This window comes from Kordia antarctica, from assembly GCF_009901525.1.
Lineage (GTDB): Bacteria > Bacteroidota > Bacteroidia > Flavobacteriales > Flavobacteriaceae > Kordia > Kordia antarctica.
Map to the genome: position 1 here is coordinate 1,046,210 of NZ_CP019288.1, position 18,443 is coordinate 1,064,652.

Annotated in this window: 18 protein-coding genes; 1 reads left to right on the forward strand and 17 read right to left on the reverse strand. The window is 34.3% G+C overall.

The window, feature by feature from the left end; translation table 11 throughout:
- Nucleotides 1–89: 89 nt before the first annotated feature.
- The 17 genes from IMCC3317_RS04035 to IMCC3317_RS04115 form a co-directional block, all read right to left on the reverse strand.
- Nucleotides 90–2,924, reverse strand: coding sequence for a hypothetical protein (locus tag IMCC3317_RS04035; RefSeq protein WP_160128225.1), 2,835 nt, complete (start codon nt 2,922–2,924; stop codon nt 90–92).
- A complete protein-coding gene (locus tag IMCC3317_RS04040; RefSeq protein WP_160128226.1) occupies nt 2,912–6,004 on the reverse strand; it encodes a baseplate J/gp47 family protein in 3,093 nt (1,030 codons plus the stop codon). Before IMCC3317_RS04040 ends, IMCC3317_RS04035 begins: the two co-directional genes overlap by 13 nt.
- 2 nt (nt 6,005–6,006) lie before the next feature.
- On the reverse strand, nt 6,007–6,420 hold the full coding sequence (locus tag IMCC3317_RS04045) for a GPW/gp25 family protein (RefSeq protein WP_160128227.1): 414 nt from the start codon (nt 6,418–6,420) through the stop codon (nt 6,007–6,009).
- Between the two features lie 3 nt (nt 6,421–6,423).
- The gene (locus IMCC3317_RS04050; RefSeq protein ID WP_160128228.1) at nt 6,424–6,714 is read right to left on the reverse strand and encodes a PAAR domain-containing protein; all 291 of its coding nucleotides are present in this window, start codon (nt 6,712–6,714) and stop codon (nt 6,424–6,426) included.
- A gap of 21 nt (nt 6,715–6,735) precedes the next feature.
- A complete protein-coding gene (gene vgrG / locus IMCC3317_RS04055; protein ID WP_160128229.1) occupies nt 6,736–8,478 on the reverse strand; it encodes a type VI secretion system tip protein VgrG in 1,743 nt (580 codons plus the stop codon).
- Nucleotides 8,475–9,236, reverse strand: a complete 762-nt coding sequence (locus tag IMCC3317_RS04060) for a CIS tube protein (protein WP_160128230.1) — start codon at nt 9,234–9,236, stop codon at nt 8,475–8,477. Before IMCC3317_RS04060 ends, vgrG begins: the two co-directional genes overlap by 4 nt.
- Nucleotides 9,237–9,238: 2 nt before the next feature.
- On the reverse strand, nt 9,239–9,394 hold the full coding sequence (locus tag IMCC3317_RS04065; protein ID WP_160128231.1) for a hypothetical protein: 156 nt from the start codon (nt 9,392–9,394) through the stop codon (nt 9,239–9,241).
- The gene (locus tag IMCC3317_RS04070) at nt 9,394–9,867 is read right to left on the reverse strand and encodes a phage tail protein (RefSeq protein ID WP_160128232.1); all 474 of its coding nucleotides are present in this window, start codon (nt 9,865–9,867) and stop codon (nt 9,394–9,396) included. Before IMCC3317_RS04070 ends, IMCC3317_RS04065 begins: the two co-directional genes overlap by 1 nt.
- Before the next feature lie 5 nt (nt 9,868–9,872).
- Complete coding sequence (locus IMCC3317_RS04075; RefSeq protein ID WP_160128233.1) at nt 9,873–10,310, reverse strand: phage tail protein; 438 nt, start codon at nt 10,308–10,310, stop codon at nt 9,873–9,875.
- An 85-nt stretch (nt 10,311–10,395) separates the two neighbouring features.
- Complete coding sequence (locus tag IMCC3317_RS04080; protein ID WP_160128234.1) at nt 10,396–12,318, reverse strand: phage tail sheath C-terminal domain-containing protein; 1,923 nt, start codon at nt 12,316–12,318, stop codon at nt 10,396–10,398.
- 32 nt (nt 12,319–12,350) lie between these two features.
- Nucleotides 12,351–12,896: a hypothetical protein gene (locus IMCC3317_RS04085; protein WP_160128235.1), complete on the reverse strand. Its 546-nt coding sequence runs from the start codon at nt 12,894–12,896 to the stop codon at nt 12,351–12,353.
- On the reverse strand, nt 12,889–13,455 hold the full coding sequence (locus IMCC3317_RS04090; RefSeq protein ID WP_160128236.1) for a DUF4255 domain-containing protein: 567 nt from the start codon (nt 13,453–13,455) through the stop codon (nt 12,889–12,891). Before IMCC3317_RS04090 ends, IMCC3317_RS04085 begins: the two co-directional genes overlap by 8 nt.
- A 271-nt stretch (nt 13,456–13,726) precedes the next feature.
- Nucleotides 13,727–14,356 (reverse strand): dTMP kinase, encoded by a 630-nt coding sequence (tmk, locus tag IMCC3317_RS04095; RefSeq protein ID WP_160128237.1) that lies wholly within the window; start codon nt 14,354–14,356, stop codon nt 13,727–13,729.
- A 743-nt stretch (nt 14,357–15,099) separates the two neighbouring features.
- Nucleotides 15,100–15,780, reverse strand: coding sequence for a response regulator transcription factor (locus IMCC3317_RS04100; protein ID WP_160128238.1), 681 nt, complete (start codon nt 15,778–15,780; stop codon nt 15,100–15,102).
- Nucleotides 15,781–15,792: 12 nt separating this feature from the next.
- Nucleotides 15,793–16,587, reverse strand: coding sequence for a sensor histidine kinase (locus tag IMCC3317_RS04105; RefSeq protein ID WP_160128239.1), 795 nt, complete (start codon nt 16,585–16,587; stop codon nt 15,793–15,795).
- Nucleotides 16,587–17,252: a hypothetical protein gene (locus tag IMCC3317_RS04110; RefSeq protein ID WP_160128240.1), complete on the reverse strand. Its 666-nt coding sequence runs from the start codon at nt 17,250–17,252 to the stop codon at nt 16,587–16,589. Before IMCC3317_RS04110 ends, IMCC3317_RS04105 begins: the two co-directional genes overlap by 1 nt.
- Before the next feature lie 17 nt (nt 17,253–17,269).
- Nucleotides 17,270–17,644, reverse strand: coding sequence for a hypothetical protein (locus IMCC3317_RS04115; RefSeq protein ID WP_160128241.1), 375 nt, complete (start codon nt 17,642–17,644; stop codon nt 17,270–17,272).
- Nucleotides 17,645–17,878: 234 nt separating this feature from the next.
- Here IMCC3317_RS04115 and IMCC3317_RS04120 point away from each other — a divergent pair, with 234 nt between their 5' ends.
- Nucleotides 17,879–18,400, forward strand: a complete 522-nt coding sequence (locus IMCC3317_RS04120) for a phage tail protein (protein ID WP_160128242.1) — start codon at nt 17,879–17,881, stop codon at nt 18,398–18,400.
- Nucleotides 18,401–18,443: the final 43 nt, after the last annotated feature.

The window sequence follows — 18,443 nt, forward strand, 5'->3', positions numbered from 1 at the left end:
TTCAACTTTTCACTTTTCACTTTCAACTTTTCACTTTCAACTTTTCACTTTCAACTTTTAACTTTCAACTTTTAACTTTTAACTTTTAATTAGAGCGAACCAAGCGCACTTCGGTTTAGTATGATTCTATTTTTATTTTCTCCTTCGTCATCATCACAATCGTGTAATGTTCCTGTTGCATAAATTGTATTCATTCTATTAATAGCACATACTAATTTTTTGGTTGCATTGTGTGTTGCCATATAACCGCCAGCTTTTCTACTTTTTGATTTTAGAAATGCTTTCCAGTTTTTTTGAATGTGTTTCATATCGTAATCTTCATCGTATTCATTGATTGTATACGTAAAATTGTCATCGTATACATCTTCACCTACTCTAAATACCGACGTTGCTTTGCTAGCTTTCCGTTTCTTTTCCGAAACTACTGGTTTCGAAATTACCATATTGGATATGCCACTATTAGGATTTACTATAATTGGCGTTTTTTCTACGCGTGTCAATGCGCCATCAATATGTCCAACCCAACAAATTCGTGGTTGAATGTGCGCCGGTAATTCTCTTCGGATTAAATCTTCCATAAATATTCGGAAGTCAATATTTGAGAATCGTGACGTATATCCTGGAAATATAATCGTGACTTGATACGAAAACGGATCAATTTCTGCACACGTTCCGCATTCATTAATACATAATGGCAAACATTCATTTAATTCTCCAATATCTCCAGTATGATACGGTAATGTGAGTATGTTTTCTATCAAATAAAAACCTTCATCAAAGAGTAAATCATCTATGAATTTTATGGTTGCAATTCTTTTTTCTTCTGCTTTTTCTTTGGTTGCATAGTAATGATTGTATTGGCGTCCAATGACTTTTCCTTTTTCATTTACCAACGCAATGTAATACCGTTTGGAAGCCGTTTTTGTTCGGCGCAACACATAGTTATTTTGATTGGTTGCCAACTTCAATACTTCTAGTAATTCAGTGATTGCCAATTGTTTTGATTTGAAATCTTTTCGTGATGATAAATATACTTTGTCGTCACTTTTTATTTGCCAACGATATTCAATGTGAACACCATCAGCTATGGTAAACCGTTTTAGTGTTTGTATAGTAATGTTATCGTTGAATAAGTCACGTCGCGAATAATCGTCTAAACCAGATAATAGTGCAATTCGTTTTTGAAAACCTGATACATTGTTTGTGTTCCATTGTGAAGGTCTTCTGTAATTGAAAGCCAATCCGCGTTCAGAACTGATAATGTCATATTCTTTGATGAACTTGTTTTTGGTATTGATGATATTTCTTTCCACACTATCTTTTGACGTTCCAAAGAGTTTGTGCATGGTATTGGTATAATCTTCAAATACTTCTGCAAAACGTGCTATTAAGTGATCTAAAAGTTCATTTCTTCGTTCATTAAAATCTTCTAGTTTGTCAATGATATTTTCTACATTTTCTTGGTAGCTTGGAAAGTCTGCTAATAAGTTTTCTATTCCGTTAATACCTTCTACCGCTTTGAAAAAGTACGTTTGTTGCAAAGTTTCGTCTGCTGATAGTAATGTTTTTGTATGTTCTAAATGTGAGAAATACGTTCCTAATACTTGATCGAAGAATAGTAAATACGCCTGTAATTGCTTTGCTTTTACTTTTCGTTCGTCAGAAACAGTATTGGATAATCCATATTTGGAAATTCCGTAGTTTTCTGGCAAGTGATGTTGTACGGTATTGTACTTTATTTTGCTATACGTTCCTAAAGGCATTGGCAAATCGTCAAAAGATTTTTCTTGACTTGCTTTATCTTCAGCTTCTAGTTCTTCTGTGTATTCATCTACCTTTTCTTGGTTTAAACCAACTGGCAAAAAGCCTTTTTTGTATTTGAATGTACTTTGGTCACATAGTATTGGTAAGTGATTTTCTTCGATACAAATAATCCAAGCATCACTGTTTGCGGTTATGTTTTGATTGCAATCAGAATCTCCATCATTTTTTGGCGGACAGTTATCAATACTAATATCTTCTATGAGTTTTACACCATCAATTTGCATGATGATATTCATAATGTCTGACAAACGTACTTCTTTTCGCAACTCTGATTTTTCTAATGCTTCTGGTGTTAAGAAACCGTTTTCTAAAATTGGTCCTTCAAATATTTTATCTGACGAAAGTTCTTTATCCAACATTTCCGTAAGTGAATTTGCGCGTAAACTTGGCGATAAGTACTGTCCAACTTCAAACTGAATAGTTGCATGCACTTTTTCTTCATCAGCGGCATTTTCCAATTGCACTTGCGTACAAACACGAATGCATTGTTTTGGCACTTTTAGTACCTCAACTAAGTCTTCACAAAGGTTTCTATTTTGATGATATTTGGTGAATATCGCCGCAATGATATCAGCTTCTATGTATACTTCATCTTCATCAAAATCGACTAATATTGTATATAATCCTTTTACATTGAACGATTCCGTACTGTATTCTGAACCTGTAAATGGTTGAAAACTTACTTTCGGATCTGCTATGTTACATTCTGTATGTAATGGTAATTGATGAATTGCCAACCAACAGTTTTTGACACCTTTGATGTCTATGAATAGTTTTCTGTAATCTATTGCGGTTACAGGTTTGCATGTCAATATATTTTTTGCCGATTTGAACTGTTCGTGCATTCTCTCAAAGTTGTTTTCAGGAGAAGACACTAAGTTTTCAATTGGCTGATCTATGCGCAATCCTAAATCTGTAATGGCATAGCACAACAATTCCATAATCGTAATACCTGGATCATGAATATTGTAATCTGTCCAGATTTTTCGACTGAGTTCTTCAATGTATTGCTGTCCTGCGTCTCTTAGATATTCAAAATCCAGATCGTCCTTGAAGCTTACATTGCTCGGTATGGTGATATGTTCATCTAAGATTGGCATAGTGTGTTTATTATTGCGGTTACAGCATGCGTTTCTGGCAATACTGAGGTTAAAATACTTTTTTGGTCTGTTGGAATGATTTCATCCTTTTCATCTCCATCGTGCAACATTTTGAAATCTTTTATATAATCTACATAGTCTAATTTTTCGATGTAAAAGATAACTTCACTCGCGTACATTGCATTTCCAAAAGGTATCGGTTGATTTTTGTCAAATGCCCAAGGCGATAAATATTGTGCAATGTCTTGTTGCAATTGTTTTTCGTAATAGTTTGCGTCTAATCCTTCGTAAAATTTAGCGCCTAACGTAATTAATACTGGTTCGTACACTGGCGAAACTACTTCTGCATTTACATGTAATGTGTTGAGTTTGTTGATGTATGTTTTAATAGCACCCAATTTTGTTTGACTCAATTTTGGCTTGTAAATGTCAAATACATTCTGATCAATGATATTTGGAATCGCAACTAATAATACTTCCCCTGGAGCCTTGAAACTTGTGCTAGTGCTGTGATTTAAACATTTGATTTTGTGCAAATAATTAAATTCTTGCAACACCAAATGTTCATAATCCCATAGTGTAATGGCTCTATTTTTATGACGCAATCGTTCGCTAACTCTTCTGTAAAAATCCAAATCACTTTCTTTCGGAGAACCATCAAAAGAAGCATATGGTTGTGTTACTGTTTTTACGGTTGCCAAACGATCTTCTAACTTCGAAATGGTTTCTGCTGGCATTCCTTTTTCAAGATGTTCTAAAGTGTTTTCGTCATTTATAAATATTGCTTCAGCAGCTTGCGCATGAATGTTGGCAAATTTTGAAACCGTATCATATGTTTTCGAAATTGTTGCTCTAATCCATAAATAATCTTCTGTAAAAATTGTATTGTCTCCAAAATCACGTGGAACCGTAAAGGCAACCAATCCTGCTTTTAAAAAGTCGTCGGTTTGGTCTTTTAGTAAATATGTTGGTTTTAGATTATTCCATGTATTGTTATGTAAATATTGCCACGTTACAGTTGCCAATCCAAAATCTTCAATTGCATCAGGATTTTCAGAACCTTCTTCTATTTGACATAGTAATTGAATGTTTTGATCTGCAATAGCGTCTTCGATTCCAATGTATAATTGTCCGCCATCTTCAGGAGTTGGCATCAGCGATAAATTGGAACGTTGCACCTTTTTTATTCCAAAAGGTAATTCGTGATACAATTTAATTTGATTGCCATCTGCTCCAATAGTTTCTTGACTTGTAACAGTAACTTTTAAATTTTCTGCAAATGGTGCGTACGGATTGTTTGGTAGCGATACTTCTTCTAACGCATGATACGTATAAATTTTTGCGAAAGCGTCATGCAAGAAATTATTTTGTAGCGACAATTGAATAAAGTATTCGTCCGTTACTTTAGGAACATAGCTTATTTGCGGTGGTAAGAAATTTTTGAATATAACACCTGCTTTCCCCAAAAACATTTCTTGAATCTTTGAAGTACTTTCATCTGTTGTGCTTTCTTGTGGTGCGCTTTCTGTAGTTGCTGCATCAGTAGTGTCTTCATTATATTCTTCATACATTGCATCAGACTCTTCTTCTGTAGTCACATTGTTTTGAGCTGTACTTTTTTTAGATCGATTTTTGAAATCTACTATATAACTTGAAATTACTTTGAAACGATTTGTACCGTTTGCATCAGTGACTAACTGTGTATTGTTTGTTCTGTCATATACTGTTTTGAACTTGACTGATGGCGCAATGTTTAGATATTGAACCAAGTAATGTTGATAATGTGTTTGAAAATTATCTGGATAATCTTTCCAATCTAAGGAAACTTCCACATTACTAATATTTTTACCAATCCATTCTTCTGATGAAATTTTTAATTTTGCTCGTTTTTTGGCTAATGGTCCAAATGGATAAAAAGGATTGTCAGTTTTTATTTTCCCAAGATCATTCTTTACTGTCAAACCAGTAGTATATTCTCCTATTGTGGTAATGTCAATTTTTTTTAATTCCGCATTCGCGATGAGTAAATATGTATTGTATGAACTTGCTTCTCTGTCTTCAGGCGTAAAAAGCACACGCACTATTGGATGTTCAGTATCGTATTTCCCTTCATGAATTTCAGCATCGTAGTTGACAACTTTGTCATCGTCTTCGCTAAGTTCAATTTTGAGCGTAAGTAAATCTTCTGCTACAGCAACTTTTTTAATTGACGTATTTTCAAGAGTCACCCAACCTTTTTCGCCTGTATGTTCTATAGTGATGAGTGATTTTAAATCTCCATCAATGGTTAATGATGTGTACAAAGCCGCTATTGTGATCGTACGTCCGCCTTCTGTTAAGAGTAATGATGGCGCACTTACCGAGAATCCTTTTTTGGCAAGATTGCGTTCCATATCGCCGAAAGGCAACCAAGAAGTTCCGCCGTTTTCAGCTTCTGCTCCTTCTCCATCACCAGAGTTTGCAATGCTTGAAGCATGCCAGTTAGAAACAGCAGGATATGAATACGTGTTTCGCAATGCTGCAACTTTTGCTTTGTTGATTACGATTTCTTCTTCAAGTTGATAATGAATGGTATTTCCTTCGCTATCTTTTCCTGCTTTTACAAGCGTTTCATCACTTAAAAATTGTTGATTCGCGTTTTTAGCTAATTCAAATATAATATACGCGTGATCTGCTTTTTCGTCATTTTTATCAAGTTGTAATACTTCTTTGTAATAGAAATCAAGATGACGTTTAGTAATGTTGTTGAATCGTTCTTTACTTTTGTTTAATAGTTTTAAGAACGCTATAAATAGTGCCAATTGTGGCGTAACATCTCCTTCTGTATAGGTTTCAATAACTTCTTTTATTTCTTTTGAAGCATTATGAAATGGTTCCCATGTGCCACTTGGATTGTTGTGGTCTTTGTTACTGAATAATTGTACGTGCTTCGAAAATTCTTCTGCAAAGTTCATCCAATCCTTTACTTCAAATCCCATGAGTTCTACATTCTCAGGATCGAGCAAAGCATGATAACGCGCTTGCTGTGTAGTGCCTTCGCGTAACTTTATTAGTGAATTTTCTGTACAATCGTTTTGCATTGTTATATGTCTGTTGCTTCTGTTATGTAATAAGGAAATACGATGTTTCTTCTTGTATTTGTTGCCCTTATCATGTATTCTACTTTGATTAGAAATTTACCTTCTAAAAAATTTTGTGTGTCTAATGCTATTTTAATGATTTCAATTCGCGGTTCATATAAAACAATGGCTTCCTTGATTCGGTTTTTCATTATGGTGGTTTGCGTAGCTGTCAGATTTTCAAATATTTGATCTGTAAGATCGCACCCAAATTTTGGACGCATTAAACGTTCTCCGCGTCTGGTAGTAATAATTGTGTGCAAACTTTTTTCAATATCTTCTATATCAGATATGATTTTTACTTCGCCTTGCTTTTCTAGAAATGTTGGCGGAAAATCCCAGCCTTTTCCTAAGTATGTTGCTATTGATGATTCCATATATTATCCTCCTATCATTACAGTTGGTTCTCCTAATACTATACTTCCACCATGCGCTGTGGAATCGCCCATGCGCGCGGCTGGCATTCCTTCAATCATGACAGTTCCTGAACCTGCTACAATGCTATCTGGCGGACCAGTACATACACACATGTCTCCAACTTTCGCTGCTGGCAATCCACCAATAAGTACTGTTGGTGCGCCTGGCGGCAATATTGGTCCGCCTACATGTGGTACAGGACCTGTAGACATTGGGCAAACATGCATGTCAGTAATTCTAGCTGCTAATGGCATTGTATTGTTATTTTTTAGTGTTTAATTGATTTGTACTATTCCTCCTTTGATTGTTGTCGTTGCCGAACCTTCTACTGTAGCCGTTGCGCCTTCTGCTTTTAATTCTGCGGAAGCGACAACTTCAACGTTAATTCCTTCCATTTTTATATCTCCAGTAGCTTTCATAATGATATCCTTTCCTGATTCTATCGTAATGCCATCTGGATCCATCGTAATAAAATTGTTATTTTCGTCTTTGAGTGTAATGACACCTTCGTCATCGTCAATAGTGATTATTTTTTCACCTGGTGTTTCTAGTGTGATACTCTTCAATTCATCATTCATTGTGATTTTGATTTCACTTTTTGTCATGATTACTTTTTCGAAGTTATCATCTGAGTATTCCACAGGAGAAACATTTGTGTTGCTAAATAAGGAACCTAATACAATTGCTTGATTCGGATCGTCATTTAAGAAACCTACCAATACTTCATTTCCTATTTCTGGCAGAAAGTGTACGCCGTATTCTTCTCCTGCATGCAGGCTTAGTACGCGCGCCCAAACTCCGTCTTCTTCGGCACTTATGATGGGCAATTTTACTTGTATTCTGTGTTCTTCTTTTGGATCGCCTTCTAAGGCAGAAACAACTCCTATTTGCAATCCGCCAATGGCTGGCAACATACCCGAAGCTGGCAATTGACTTACTTCATAGGTTTCTGCAAACCATTCAGGATTTAATCCAAATTGTATTGTTGTAATCCAGTTTCCGTTGGTAATGGTATGATGTACTGCGCTAACAAATACATCGCCGTTAAAGCGATCGCTCATACCTGCTAGCGTAATCATTGTGCCTGGCAAAACCAATTCGTTTCCTTGAATTTTGACGTTTCCACATATTTTTGCTAGTTGCTGATACATGCTTTTGGATTCAGCCCAAGTTGTCAATATTTCGTCAGGAATGTCTCCTGTGTGTGTAAGCGTAATGCTATTTTTTCCTGCGGCTTCCGCTAATGCTGAAGCGTCAAGGTTTCCTGCGGTGTTTAGATTTTTGTTTTCCGCTGTTTTTGTAACAACTTCTTGATTTGAATAGTTCCACGCAGACGCTTCAAAAGCATCATATTGACTACGTGCATCTATTTCTGCATCAAATGTGAATATATTGTCTCCAAATGTTGCTGTGAGTACGCTTGCGCCAAATTCTGGTGCTTTGATACTTATTTCGCCATTTTCTATAAAACACAGCATGTTGTTTATTTGTGCTCGGCATTGTATGAAATCCCAATCGGTTGCTTGGTATTGTACGAGTTCATGATGCGTATGTGATGTTTCTGTCATGGAACCACTAAGTCCGTTTTCTTTGAGAATGTCTCCTACGGCATCACTTTCCGTTACTTCATAGAAAATTTTATTTTTTCGTGCTTGTGTTAGCTTGAAAGCTTCGTCTTTGCATTCAATGAGTAAATAGTTCGTTTTGTTTGATGATCTGATGGCGTGTTTTGTAATAATTCCTTTGAAGAGTGTTTTGTCATCAAAGTCATAACCACCTTTTATATGAATTTTTTCGCCTGGCGCAAATGATGCCGCATTGCTCGCTTCAAATTCTTGCGTAACGCTGTCACCGTCTACAATAACTAAGGTTGCTGTTGAGATTCGGTTGCACGTACGTTCTACAGTAATTGTTTTTACTCCGTAGATTGCACTTACTTCTTCCTCAGCATCACCAATTAGCACTGAAAAGGTTACTAAGTTTTGTTGTTGTGTCGATATGTCTCCAACTAAACTCATGCGCTTTGCGTTTTATTTAATGGAGGAAATAATAATTCCGTTCCAGGTTCAAGATTTCTAAAGTTGAGTAGATTGTTTACTCTGGCAACTTCCAAATAGTATTTGGAATCGCCATATATTCTGTATGACATTAATGGTAATGTATCGCCTTCTTTTACGCGTCTTATGTGTGTTAAATCAGGTGATTGCTTGTTAACTTCTGCCTCACGTACTTCATCCGCTTTGCTATCTTTACACGTAAGTGTCGCTACTGCTCGAATAGGATATCCTTTGGAATTGAATAGTTTGTAATCAATATCGAGTTTGGTTAAGTAACATTTTAGATTTAGTGATCCCCATGCAACTTCTAATTCATACGGCTTGTGCATATCACCTTTGTAAGTGACAAACTCTTTGATTTTATCAATTTCGGCAACTACATTACTTTCATCAGCTTCATCATCTTTGAAAGGATTGAATCCTGCAATATCAGCTGCAATACTGGCAAGCGTATCCGTAAGATTGAGATCGACAATATCAAAGATTCCTGTTGCATCAAATAGTAGTTTAAAGGTAAAATCGCCTGGTTTTACTTTTACAAATTTTGGCGTTTTTCCACTAGAGTTTGCTTCTTGATCTGTGTTATATTCTACAGAAAATGTTTCTTTGTATCCTTCTGGATTGACTGCTACTTCTAGTGTTGGATCTGTACCTTCTCTTTCACCTTCGGCATTGAGTTTAAAGATTTGCATCTTTTCTAGTTTTCCCAGTATAGACATAATTAGCGTTCTTTGTTGTTAGTGATCATTTTTGAGACAGCCGTCATTATTTCATGAGAAGTCCAATTGGTTCGCTCTTCATTAACTAAAGACACTTCTTCTTTTTTTTGAGCATTTACGTTTACTTTGATACGCAAGTTTTTTATTTCTATTCCCATTATATAAGATCTCCTATTGATAAAAGTTTAAAATAATCATACTTGAGCTCCAACGTTTCAATGAGTATACTTTGTGTTTCTGCATTGAATTCACCTAATTCGTATTTGATAGGATATGCGCCTACTATATTCCATGTTTTGATAGGAATATGATTTTCGCTAAGTAGCACAACAATTAGATTTAATCGCTTGAAAGTGAAATTTTCATACGCATCTTCAGCCCATTTTGCAACAGATGAAGGCGCACTTTTTAGTCCTCTTTTTAGCGTAAGCGTACTGAATTTTAACCCTTTTGGTATATCATGAACAAATCTATTTTCTCCACCTTCAGCGTAGGGTTCTGTTTCTACGGTAACACTTAACCCAGATACGGATTGAAAACTCATATCTACTGGGTTTGGTAGTAGTCCATTGAAGTACACTACAAAGTGAAAGCCTGAAACTGGATATTTAAAATTGTCAAAAAGCGCCATGTTGATTATCCTTCATTTACAACGGTTAAACCTTCGTGTGCTAGCGTGATAGACTCCACAGCTACTTCACTTGCTTCCGCTTTTAAATCCGTTGATTGAATTTTTAAAGCCCAAGCATTTAAGACTTTCCATACGATTACTGGTGCATGGTTTTCGTCCAATAGACTGATAGTGATATCACGACGTTCTGCTTTATTGAGTTGATTTGTTTTCATCCAATCGAAGAATTCGTTGTCTCCTTTGAATACACCTCTTTTTAGTACAATGTCTGTGTACTTTACCATTCCTGGCATGTTAATTTTGCTGTATTGTGGACTCGATCCTTCTCGATATTCCAACTTTTCGAATTCCATATCTAATCCTGTAACTTCTTGAAAACCTATTTTAGTTCCTCCCCATTCTACTTGGAAGTGAAACTTTGGTAATGGATATACTGCTGCCATAATTTTATGTTTTAAATGTTTTGTTTATGCGTTTTTTTTATGAAAGCCCATAATGGGCAATTGGCAAGCCTTAGCTAAAACCTATTTATGATTCTTGCATTTTATGAGAGAACTTCAACACAATAAATTCTGCCGGACGTACTACTGCCATCCCAATTTCTATGTTCATGATTCCGTTCAGAATATCATCTGCGGTCATTGTTTGGTTGAGTCCTACTTTTACATAGTATGCATCATCCGTAGTAGCTCCTGCTAACGCACCTGCTTTCCATTGATTGGTTAGAAAGTTTTCGATCATTGATCGGATACGAACCCATGTGTTAGCGTCATTTGCTTCAAATACAAACTGGTCACTTGCTTTTTTCACAGATTCTTCCACCATGTTAAAGAAGCGTCGTACAGATACATAACGCCATTCGTTATCATTTCCTGCAAGCGTTCTTGCTCCCCAAACCATAACACCTTTTCCAGTGAATGAACGGATTGCATTGATCGATTTTCCTGCATTTACATCTACGTTTAACCCATCTTGAATATCGTTTGTTACTCGCACAGTTGGTTTTACTACATAGTTTAGTGATACATTTGCTGGAGCTTTCCATACGCCTCGCGTACTATCTACTCTAGCGTAAATTCCAGCAATGGCGCTACTTGGCGGCAATTCCATTGGTAAGTTATTAATTTCTGTTTTTATTTTGTTGTATGTAGCATTGTCTGAAGTTTCAAGAGATGCTAATGATACTGTTGAAGAAGATGATCCTGCTACAGCAGGAAGTGCATCAATCATAAGTTTTAATTCTCCACTAGCAATAAGTGTATCAATTTTAGCTTTTAAAGCATCAAGAGGCCCATTGTCTGTGTGAATTCCTAAAACATCATGTACTCCTGGTTTATTGACTTGGATTTCATTAGAAACTTGAGCTTTTGTAGTATCATCATTCAATCTATCTAAACTTTTATTTAAATCTAGTATTGCTTGTTCTAAATTATCGGTAATCCATGTGTCTAGATCGTTCGCTTCCGTTGTAACGCTTCCTTCATCATGTGCAATTTGTAATGCATTGTTTAGACTACTTTGCAATGAATTGATATATGCAATAATATCATTTATATTTTCTTTTAAATTAGGGATAAACGCTACTGCTGCTGCATCACCTGCGGCTCCATCAACATCTGATGTAATATCGGCTAAATCTGTAGCGATTAATGTATTTAATTCTGATGTATCTATTAAATCAGAGATATTTTGTACTTTTAGTTGAGGATCATCTGGTGCTAAATCTTCTAAAGTTACATCGAGACTATCTTCGTCAATTTTATAATTCAGAATCGTTTCTAAGTTTGGATAGTATACAGCTCCATATTTTGCAAAGTCTTTATCTGAGCTGATTTTATCTCTAAGTTCTGCAATATTAGGATCCGTTGGTAAAGATGTATCGTTTGCTAACATGTCAATGATTGTAAATCGATCTTGTAATTTGTTACATTGTGTTAACGCTTCGTTATATATAGCATAAAATGCAGTTGCTTGAATTCCATCAGCTCTCGTTGCATCTGGAAAAAGAAGTAATGTTGGTTCATCAACTTTACCGACTTCAATTAAACCCTCTAGTAGAACTGTATCTACGACTAATCCGCTGTAATCTCCAACAGAAGTAATATAGCATGGTCCGCCACCATTTGCAAAATATAATTGTAATGAATAATACATTATAAATGGCTCTTTACTTGTTGGTTTCGTTACAACAATTGTACGGTTACTTGCAGAATCGTCCGTTACCGTTACTTCAATGGTTGTTTCTGCTTTTGCTCCTCCAAAGAATCTTTCATATTCTAATAATGAAGTAATTCGTGTAGGAGTCATACTCAGATCTCCGTCAATTTTGTTCGTAGCTTTCTCTGTATATCCGATAAATGCAGGAATAGCCGTTTCAACTTGGGCTACGGAAGGCGGAAATTTTACAATTTCCTCTATGTAAACTCCAGGTGTTTTTAATGTACTAGCCATAATGTTTATGATTTAAAAGTTTTGTTAGTATTTTATTTTATTTGAAAAGTTAAAGTGGTTGGTGTTGTTATGTTTGCTTCTACAATGTTGAGTTGCAGAATTGCATCTGGTTTTATCCGCTCGTTTATGTTGTTGTTAGTTGTTTTTGTTCCTTTTACATCAGCAGCGCTGTATATGATAAAGTCATTGAGTGCTAAATTGTCCCAATTGGTTCCATTTCTGTATTCTTGATCTGCTATTGCATAGAATTCTAATTCAATTTCAACAACTTCGGGAAGCCAATTGGAAAATGTACGATTGGGCGTTGTTGATGCATATCCTACAATTCGTTTGTCTATGACTTCTTCTCCATCTATAATTAAAACCTCATCAACTGTTTCTGCTACAAATTTTTCTTGCTTTTTGTAGATTACTACTAATCCTTCCGGAATTATTTTTATTACAAGTTTGTATTTTGCTATGAGCGCCGCAGTTTCCTTACTTGGATATATTTTTACATGTTTTAGGGTTTCCAACTCAATTTTGCGCTGTAATTTTATGGTTGCCAAAGGCGCGTATATGTAATTGTACCTACTCATTGTGCTTTCCTTCTGCTCCGATTGATGTGATTACTGATGTTAATTTTTCTATGTCTCTTTCTATTGCCGAAACTCTGGCTTTGTATATGACATTTGGAATTTGTTTTCCTCCAAGCATTCCCCAAATGTTATTGAGTTGTTCAAAACTTGGTGAACAGAGTTCCATGTTTAGTTCGATATCGTCTTCATCTGCTGTAAATGCAAATTTTCTTTGATGTTGAAAGAATTTTATCGTTTTGTATATGACCGCCACAGCTTTGTCATATTGTAATGTACAAGAGAATAGTAAGTAATAGTTAAGGTGTATTTTCGGAAAACGCTTGTCTAGTTTGTATGCGCCTCCAGTTTCTACTAAACGTTGATTCGGAAAGTTTTTTAGTGTGCTTTCTTCTTCTATACGTACAATAGTCACTAACAGATTGTCTCCGTCGAAATTATTATCGTCGGATTGAGTTTCTGCAACATTCTGCGCTCCTAATTTTACACTTATTCCTTGTAATGTATTGATATAGGTAGCGAGTCCGTCAGTGTTAAGTTTTTCTACGAATTTGTTGATCATTTTTGCTTACTTGACTGCTATGCATTGATTGGAAACAAAGCTATCACTAGTAATGTCCATTTTATAGAGTCTATTAGCTAATTCAATACAGGAAAAACACTATTTTATTTAGGGAGAAAAAACATATTCTTTTAGGGAAAACACGCTTTGTTTGTATTTTTTAGAGGTTTAAATAATAATAGATTATTGATTTTTAGCTATTTGAAACTGTATTTAAACAAAAAAATCTCTTCAGTTGAAGAGATTTTTTTAAACGATATAAGTGTTTTACTTAGTTATTTTGTATTTCTTTCTGCAAGATTTCCCAAAGTGCTTCTGAAACTTTCTCGGGTGTTTCATCGCCATTTACAGCAACGATATGTTCGCTTTCTTTGAGTTTTTCAAAAGCTAGTACGTATTGCGCTTGAACCGCTTTTAGGTTGTCTAATGTTTCGTAGATTTCAATTGTTTCACGATTCGCATTGATGCGTTTCATAGCAACTTCAGGAGAAACATCAACAAATATGTTTATATCTGGTTTTAGAATATCGGCCGCCATTTTGTTAGATTGAATTACCCAATCCATGTCCATATGCGCGCCGTGATATGCATATGATGAAAAGTAATATCGATCCGTAATTACTGTAAATCCATCTGCTAGTTTTTTGAGAATTCCGTTTGTTTCATGCAAAATATGATCCAATCTGTCAGCAACAAATAATGCAGCAATTACTTTTTCATCCGCTTTTTCTTTCCCGCCAAGAATGGTACGTATCATTTTACCAATCCGCATGTCCGTTGGTTCAAATGTGAGATATACTTTGTGACCTTCGGCTTCTAATCGTTTTGCTATATTTTTTGCTTGCGTACTTTTTCCACTTCCATCAATTCCTTCAATTGCAATGAATTTGTTTTTCTTCATGAACTTTTTCTTCTATCCGCCAAAAATAAACATTAAATCGTATGAAAGTATCATCTTAAATAAATTTACTTTTAAGATGATTTTGATTCGTATATGATAAAAAATAATTTTTGATTAAAAACCTTGTAAATCATTTATTGTTATTACCTCATAACGTGAGTTCGACATAAGTTTACTCAAATAAAATTTTGAACAGATTCTTAAAAGAAGTGCTAAGTATTTAATTTTCATTTTATTATTTTCGTTTTCTTTGCTCGCACAAAGAATACTGAATCAAGTTCAGCACAGGCGTCAACAAAAGAAAGTGCGCTTTTAGTTCGTATGATTTCTATTTTATATTTTGGAACTCATGAATCTTTGATTTCCAGAGGTATTTTTAGTTTTTCTTTTATTGAAAAACTAAAACCGCATGAATTTTTCTAAATCTTTTAGTTCACGGCTTTCTATTTTAAATCAAGGAGTTCATGAATCTTCGATTTCCAAGGATTCGAAAATTCTTAACGAAAAATCCCTGCTATACTGCGGAAAAGACAAAAAACACTCTGAAATTTTATATCGAACTCAGGTTCATAGGTTTTGGGAATGTTATAGGGTTTTGCGTTAGGGATTGAAACGGCATCCTTTTTGCTTTTTGGCAAAAAGATATAGTGGAAAGCCCGTTAAAACGCCCAAATGATAATTTTACTTTTTTGTCATGTGTTTAGATTATATGTTGAAGAGTTGTTGCCTGAAATACTTTATGATTAAAAATCTGGAGAAAGTTCTATGAGCTTTTTTTGAATTCCATAAATGACTAAACCTGCTACATTTTTTGATTCCGTTTTGAGTAGTAGATTGTTTCTGTGTCCTTCAACCGTGCGCGGACTTATGAATAGTTTGTCTGCAATTTCGTTGGTTGTGTATTGATTACAGATTAATTCTAAGATTTCTTTTTCACGTTTTGTGAGCAGATTGTTATCTAAATCACTTTTGATACGCTTACTTTTCGCAGATAGTAAGTTTTCGTGAATTATTTTTAGGACGCGTTCGTCATAGTAAAATCCTTTGACAAATACTTCATTAATGGTATGTACCACAACTTTTGGTGATGTATTTTTGAGTAAGTATGAAGAAGCTCCAACGTCAATCATGTTGGTAATAAACGATTTACCATCATAACTTGTGACAGCGATTACTTTGATTTCAGGATATTCTTTTTGCAGAATTTTGGTGCTTTCAACGCCATTAAGAAGCGGCATTTTTAAGTCCATTAATACAACATCTGGTAGCGAGGAAGCAGTTTTCAATTTCTCAAGTAAATCAGCACCATTTTCAGCTTCAAAAACAATTTCAAAGTTTTTTATTCTGGTTAGTATAAATGATATTCCTGCTCTGAATAAAGCTTCGTCATCGGCAATGGCGATTTTTATAATTGGTGTATCCATGATGTTGTGTGTTTATATGGTAATTTTGACTTCAACTCCTTTTAATTTTTCACTTTTAAAAGTAATTTTTCCATTTAGTAATGAAACTCTACTTTCTATATTTCGCAATCCTAGTCCTTTTTGTAGATCAATGGTAGTTGTATTAAACCCTAATCCATCATCTTTGTAATATAGGAATATCTTTTCTATTTCAGATTTAAAATTTAATTCGATTTCTTTCGATTTCCCATGTCGCATGGAATTATTCATGAGTTCTTGTACAATTCTAAACACGTGCAATTCGTCATCTGCGGGTAATCTGCCTATTTTATACTTTATTTTAGAAGTCACATTTACTTTTTTGCTGTTGCTAAATTCGTCACATAATTCTTCTAACGCAGCTCCTAAACCAAATTTTTCAAGTATTGGTGGTAATAAGTTGTGTGCAATTTTCCGAGAACTTTCAATCGTTTTATTGGTGACTCGAAGAATGTGATTGATAATTTCTTCAGTTTCTTGAGGTGTGACATTGTCTTCTTCTAATAAAAAATTAGCACTGAGTGAAACTACATTTAATTTAGCACTAATGGCATCATGTAAGTCTTGTGCAATTCGATAACGTTCTGCTTCTTGCGCAACAATTGTAGCCTTTAGGATTCCTTTTTGATGATCTAATTCTAAGGTTTTCTTTTCGAGTTCTTTTTGAATAATTTTTCTTCGTGAAAAATAGAAAAACAATATTAATGTCAGCGCCATGACTAACATTAATATTGCTCCTAAAATAACAAATGCTATGATTTTATTGTCTCCTGAAAAAAGTTCGTTCATTATTTTATAGATGTATCAATTTTTGGAATTTTTTTCTTTCTAAAATTAAAATACCATTCCATAGTAATCAATAATTGATATACAAGATATAAAATAGCATTCATGAACCAAAGTAGCGTCCTAAATTCTGTAGTAATTTCATTAACTATATTACCAGAACAAAAAATTAACGTACTTGTCAATAAGTATATGAATATTCCTGAATTGATATATGTGAAATTTTTTGTTCCACTTAATGAATTATAAAATTGAATCACACTAAAAAATACTAATGGTAATAAGGTTACTAAAATTTCAACTAAGTTGAATTTGTATAGCAATTCAGGCATTATATAGGATTGTACTATCAATATTATTATTACAAGTACTAAAATAGTAATAACTAATCGTTTTTGAGTTTTATTTTTAAAAAGAGAATGATAAAATAAACTTAATAAGATAAATTGTGTAGTTAGGTAATAATGCGATACATGCAAATTATTAGCTCCTTTTGTCCATAGATAATAAGTAAAAGCTTGAATTATAGTTATTGAAACTAAGTATATTGTAAAAAATTTGTAGGCTTTTTTATTTCTAAAAAAACCTACAAGCAATAAAAGTGTATTAATTCCTAATACAATTTTTCCAATATTTGAAATTACGATCTGATAATCTACAATGTTCATCTATTTTTTTAGATAAATTAACCTTTCTGTGGTCCATATAAGGGACTTGTAGTATCACATGTATTTGGGCATGGATCTGAAAAATCATATAATCCAGTATTTACTGTCCCATCTTCATCATCACAACCTTCTCCTGCTGCTGCATATATAATATCTTCTCCAGCTTCATTTATACCAACAATAATTAAATGTGGTGCATTATCGTTCGCTACGTCAATACCTATGTATGCTCTTACATTAACAACATTTGGTTCTGCTAAAACCTCTTGAAGGTCTTCATGCGGAATCATAAATGCTTTTAAGTCTTTGTGATCTTTAAAAGAACCGTCTTGTGCTCTCCATGCCGTTGTCCAAGCAACTGCTGTATCTAAACAAATAGTGTTTACTGCCATAATAATTTAAAATTTTGTAGTTAGTTTGGTTAAAAATAGTAAATTATATGATGCTATTTTCTACATTTCTTACTTAAAAAAATAATTTCTATTTATAATTACGTACTTCTACCTGTTTTTCATTTAGCGTGATTTAACCAATAGAACTTTCAATAGATAGCTATACTTTTGGTTACTAGTATTTGACATAAAAATGCTATCTTTATTCTTTTAACCTTATAAACTATATTATTTATGGATCCATTTATCGGAGAAATCGTTATGTTCGGAGGAAACTTTGCACCAAGATCTTGGTCATTCTGCAACGGACAATTATTAGCTATCTCGCAAAACACTGCGTTATTTTCTATTTTAGGAACAACGTATGGCGGAGACGGAAGAACTACGTTTGCTTTACCTGACTTACGAGGAAGAGCTGCTATTCACCCAGGAACAGGACCAGGACTTTCAACTATTAAATTAGGACAAAGAGGTGGTTCTGAATATCATACATTAAATGTTTTAGAAATGCCAAGTCACACACACAGTGGAGCTATAAAAGTTTCTAGTGTAGCTGCGGATGATGACGTACCTGGAACAGGTGCATCTATTGGTGCATCAGAAATCTTTGTAGAAGGTGCTCCTAATACAGCACTAGCTAATGGAAGTGTTACTGCATTACCAACAGGTGGACAGCAACAATTTTATATGAGAAACCCATTTGAAGGAATCAACTATATCATTTGCTTATTTGGAGTTTTTCCATCAAGAAACTAATCGTTTTAGTTTTTTTATAAATCGAAATTAATTAATTTAAAAA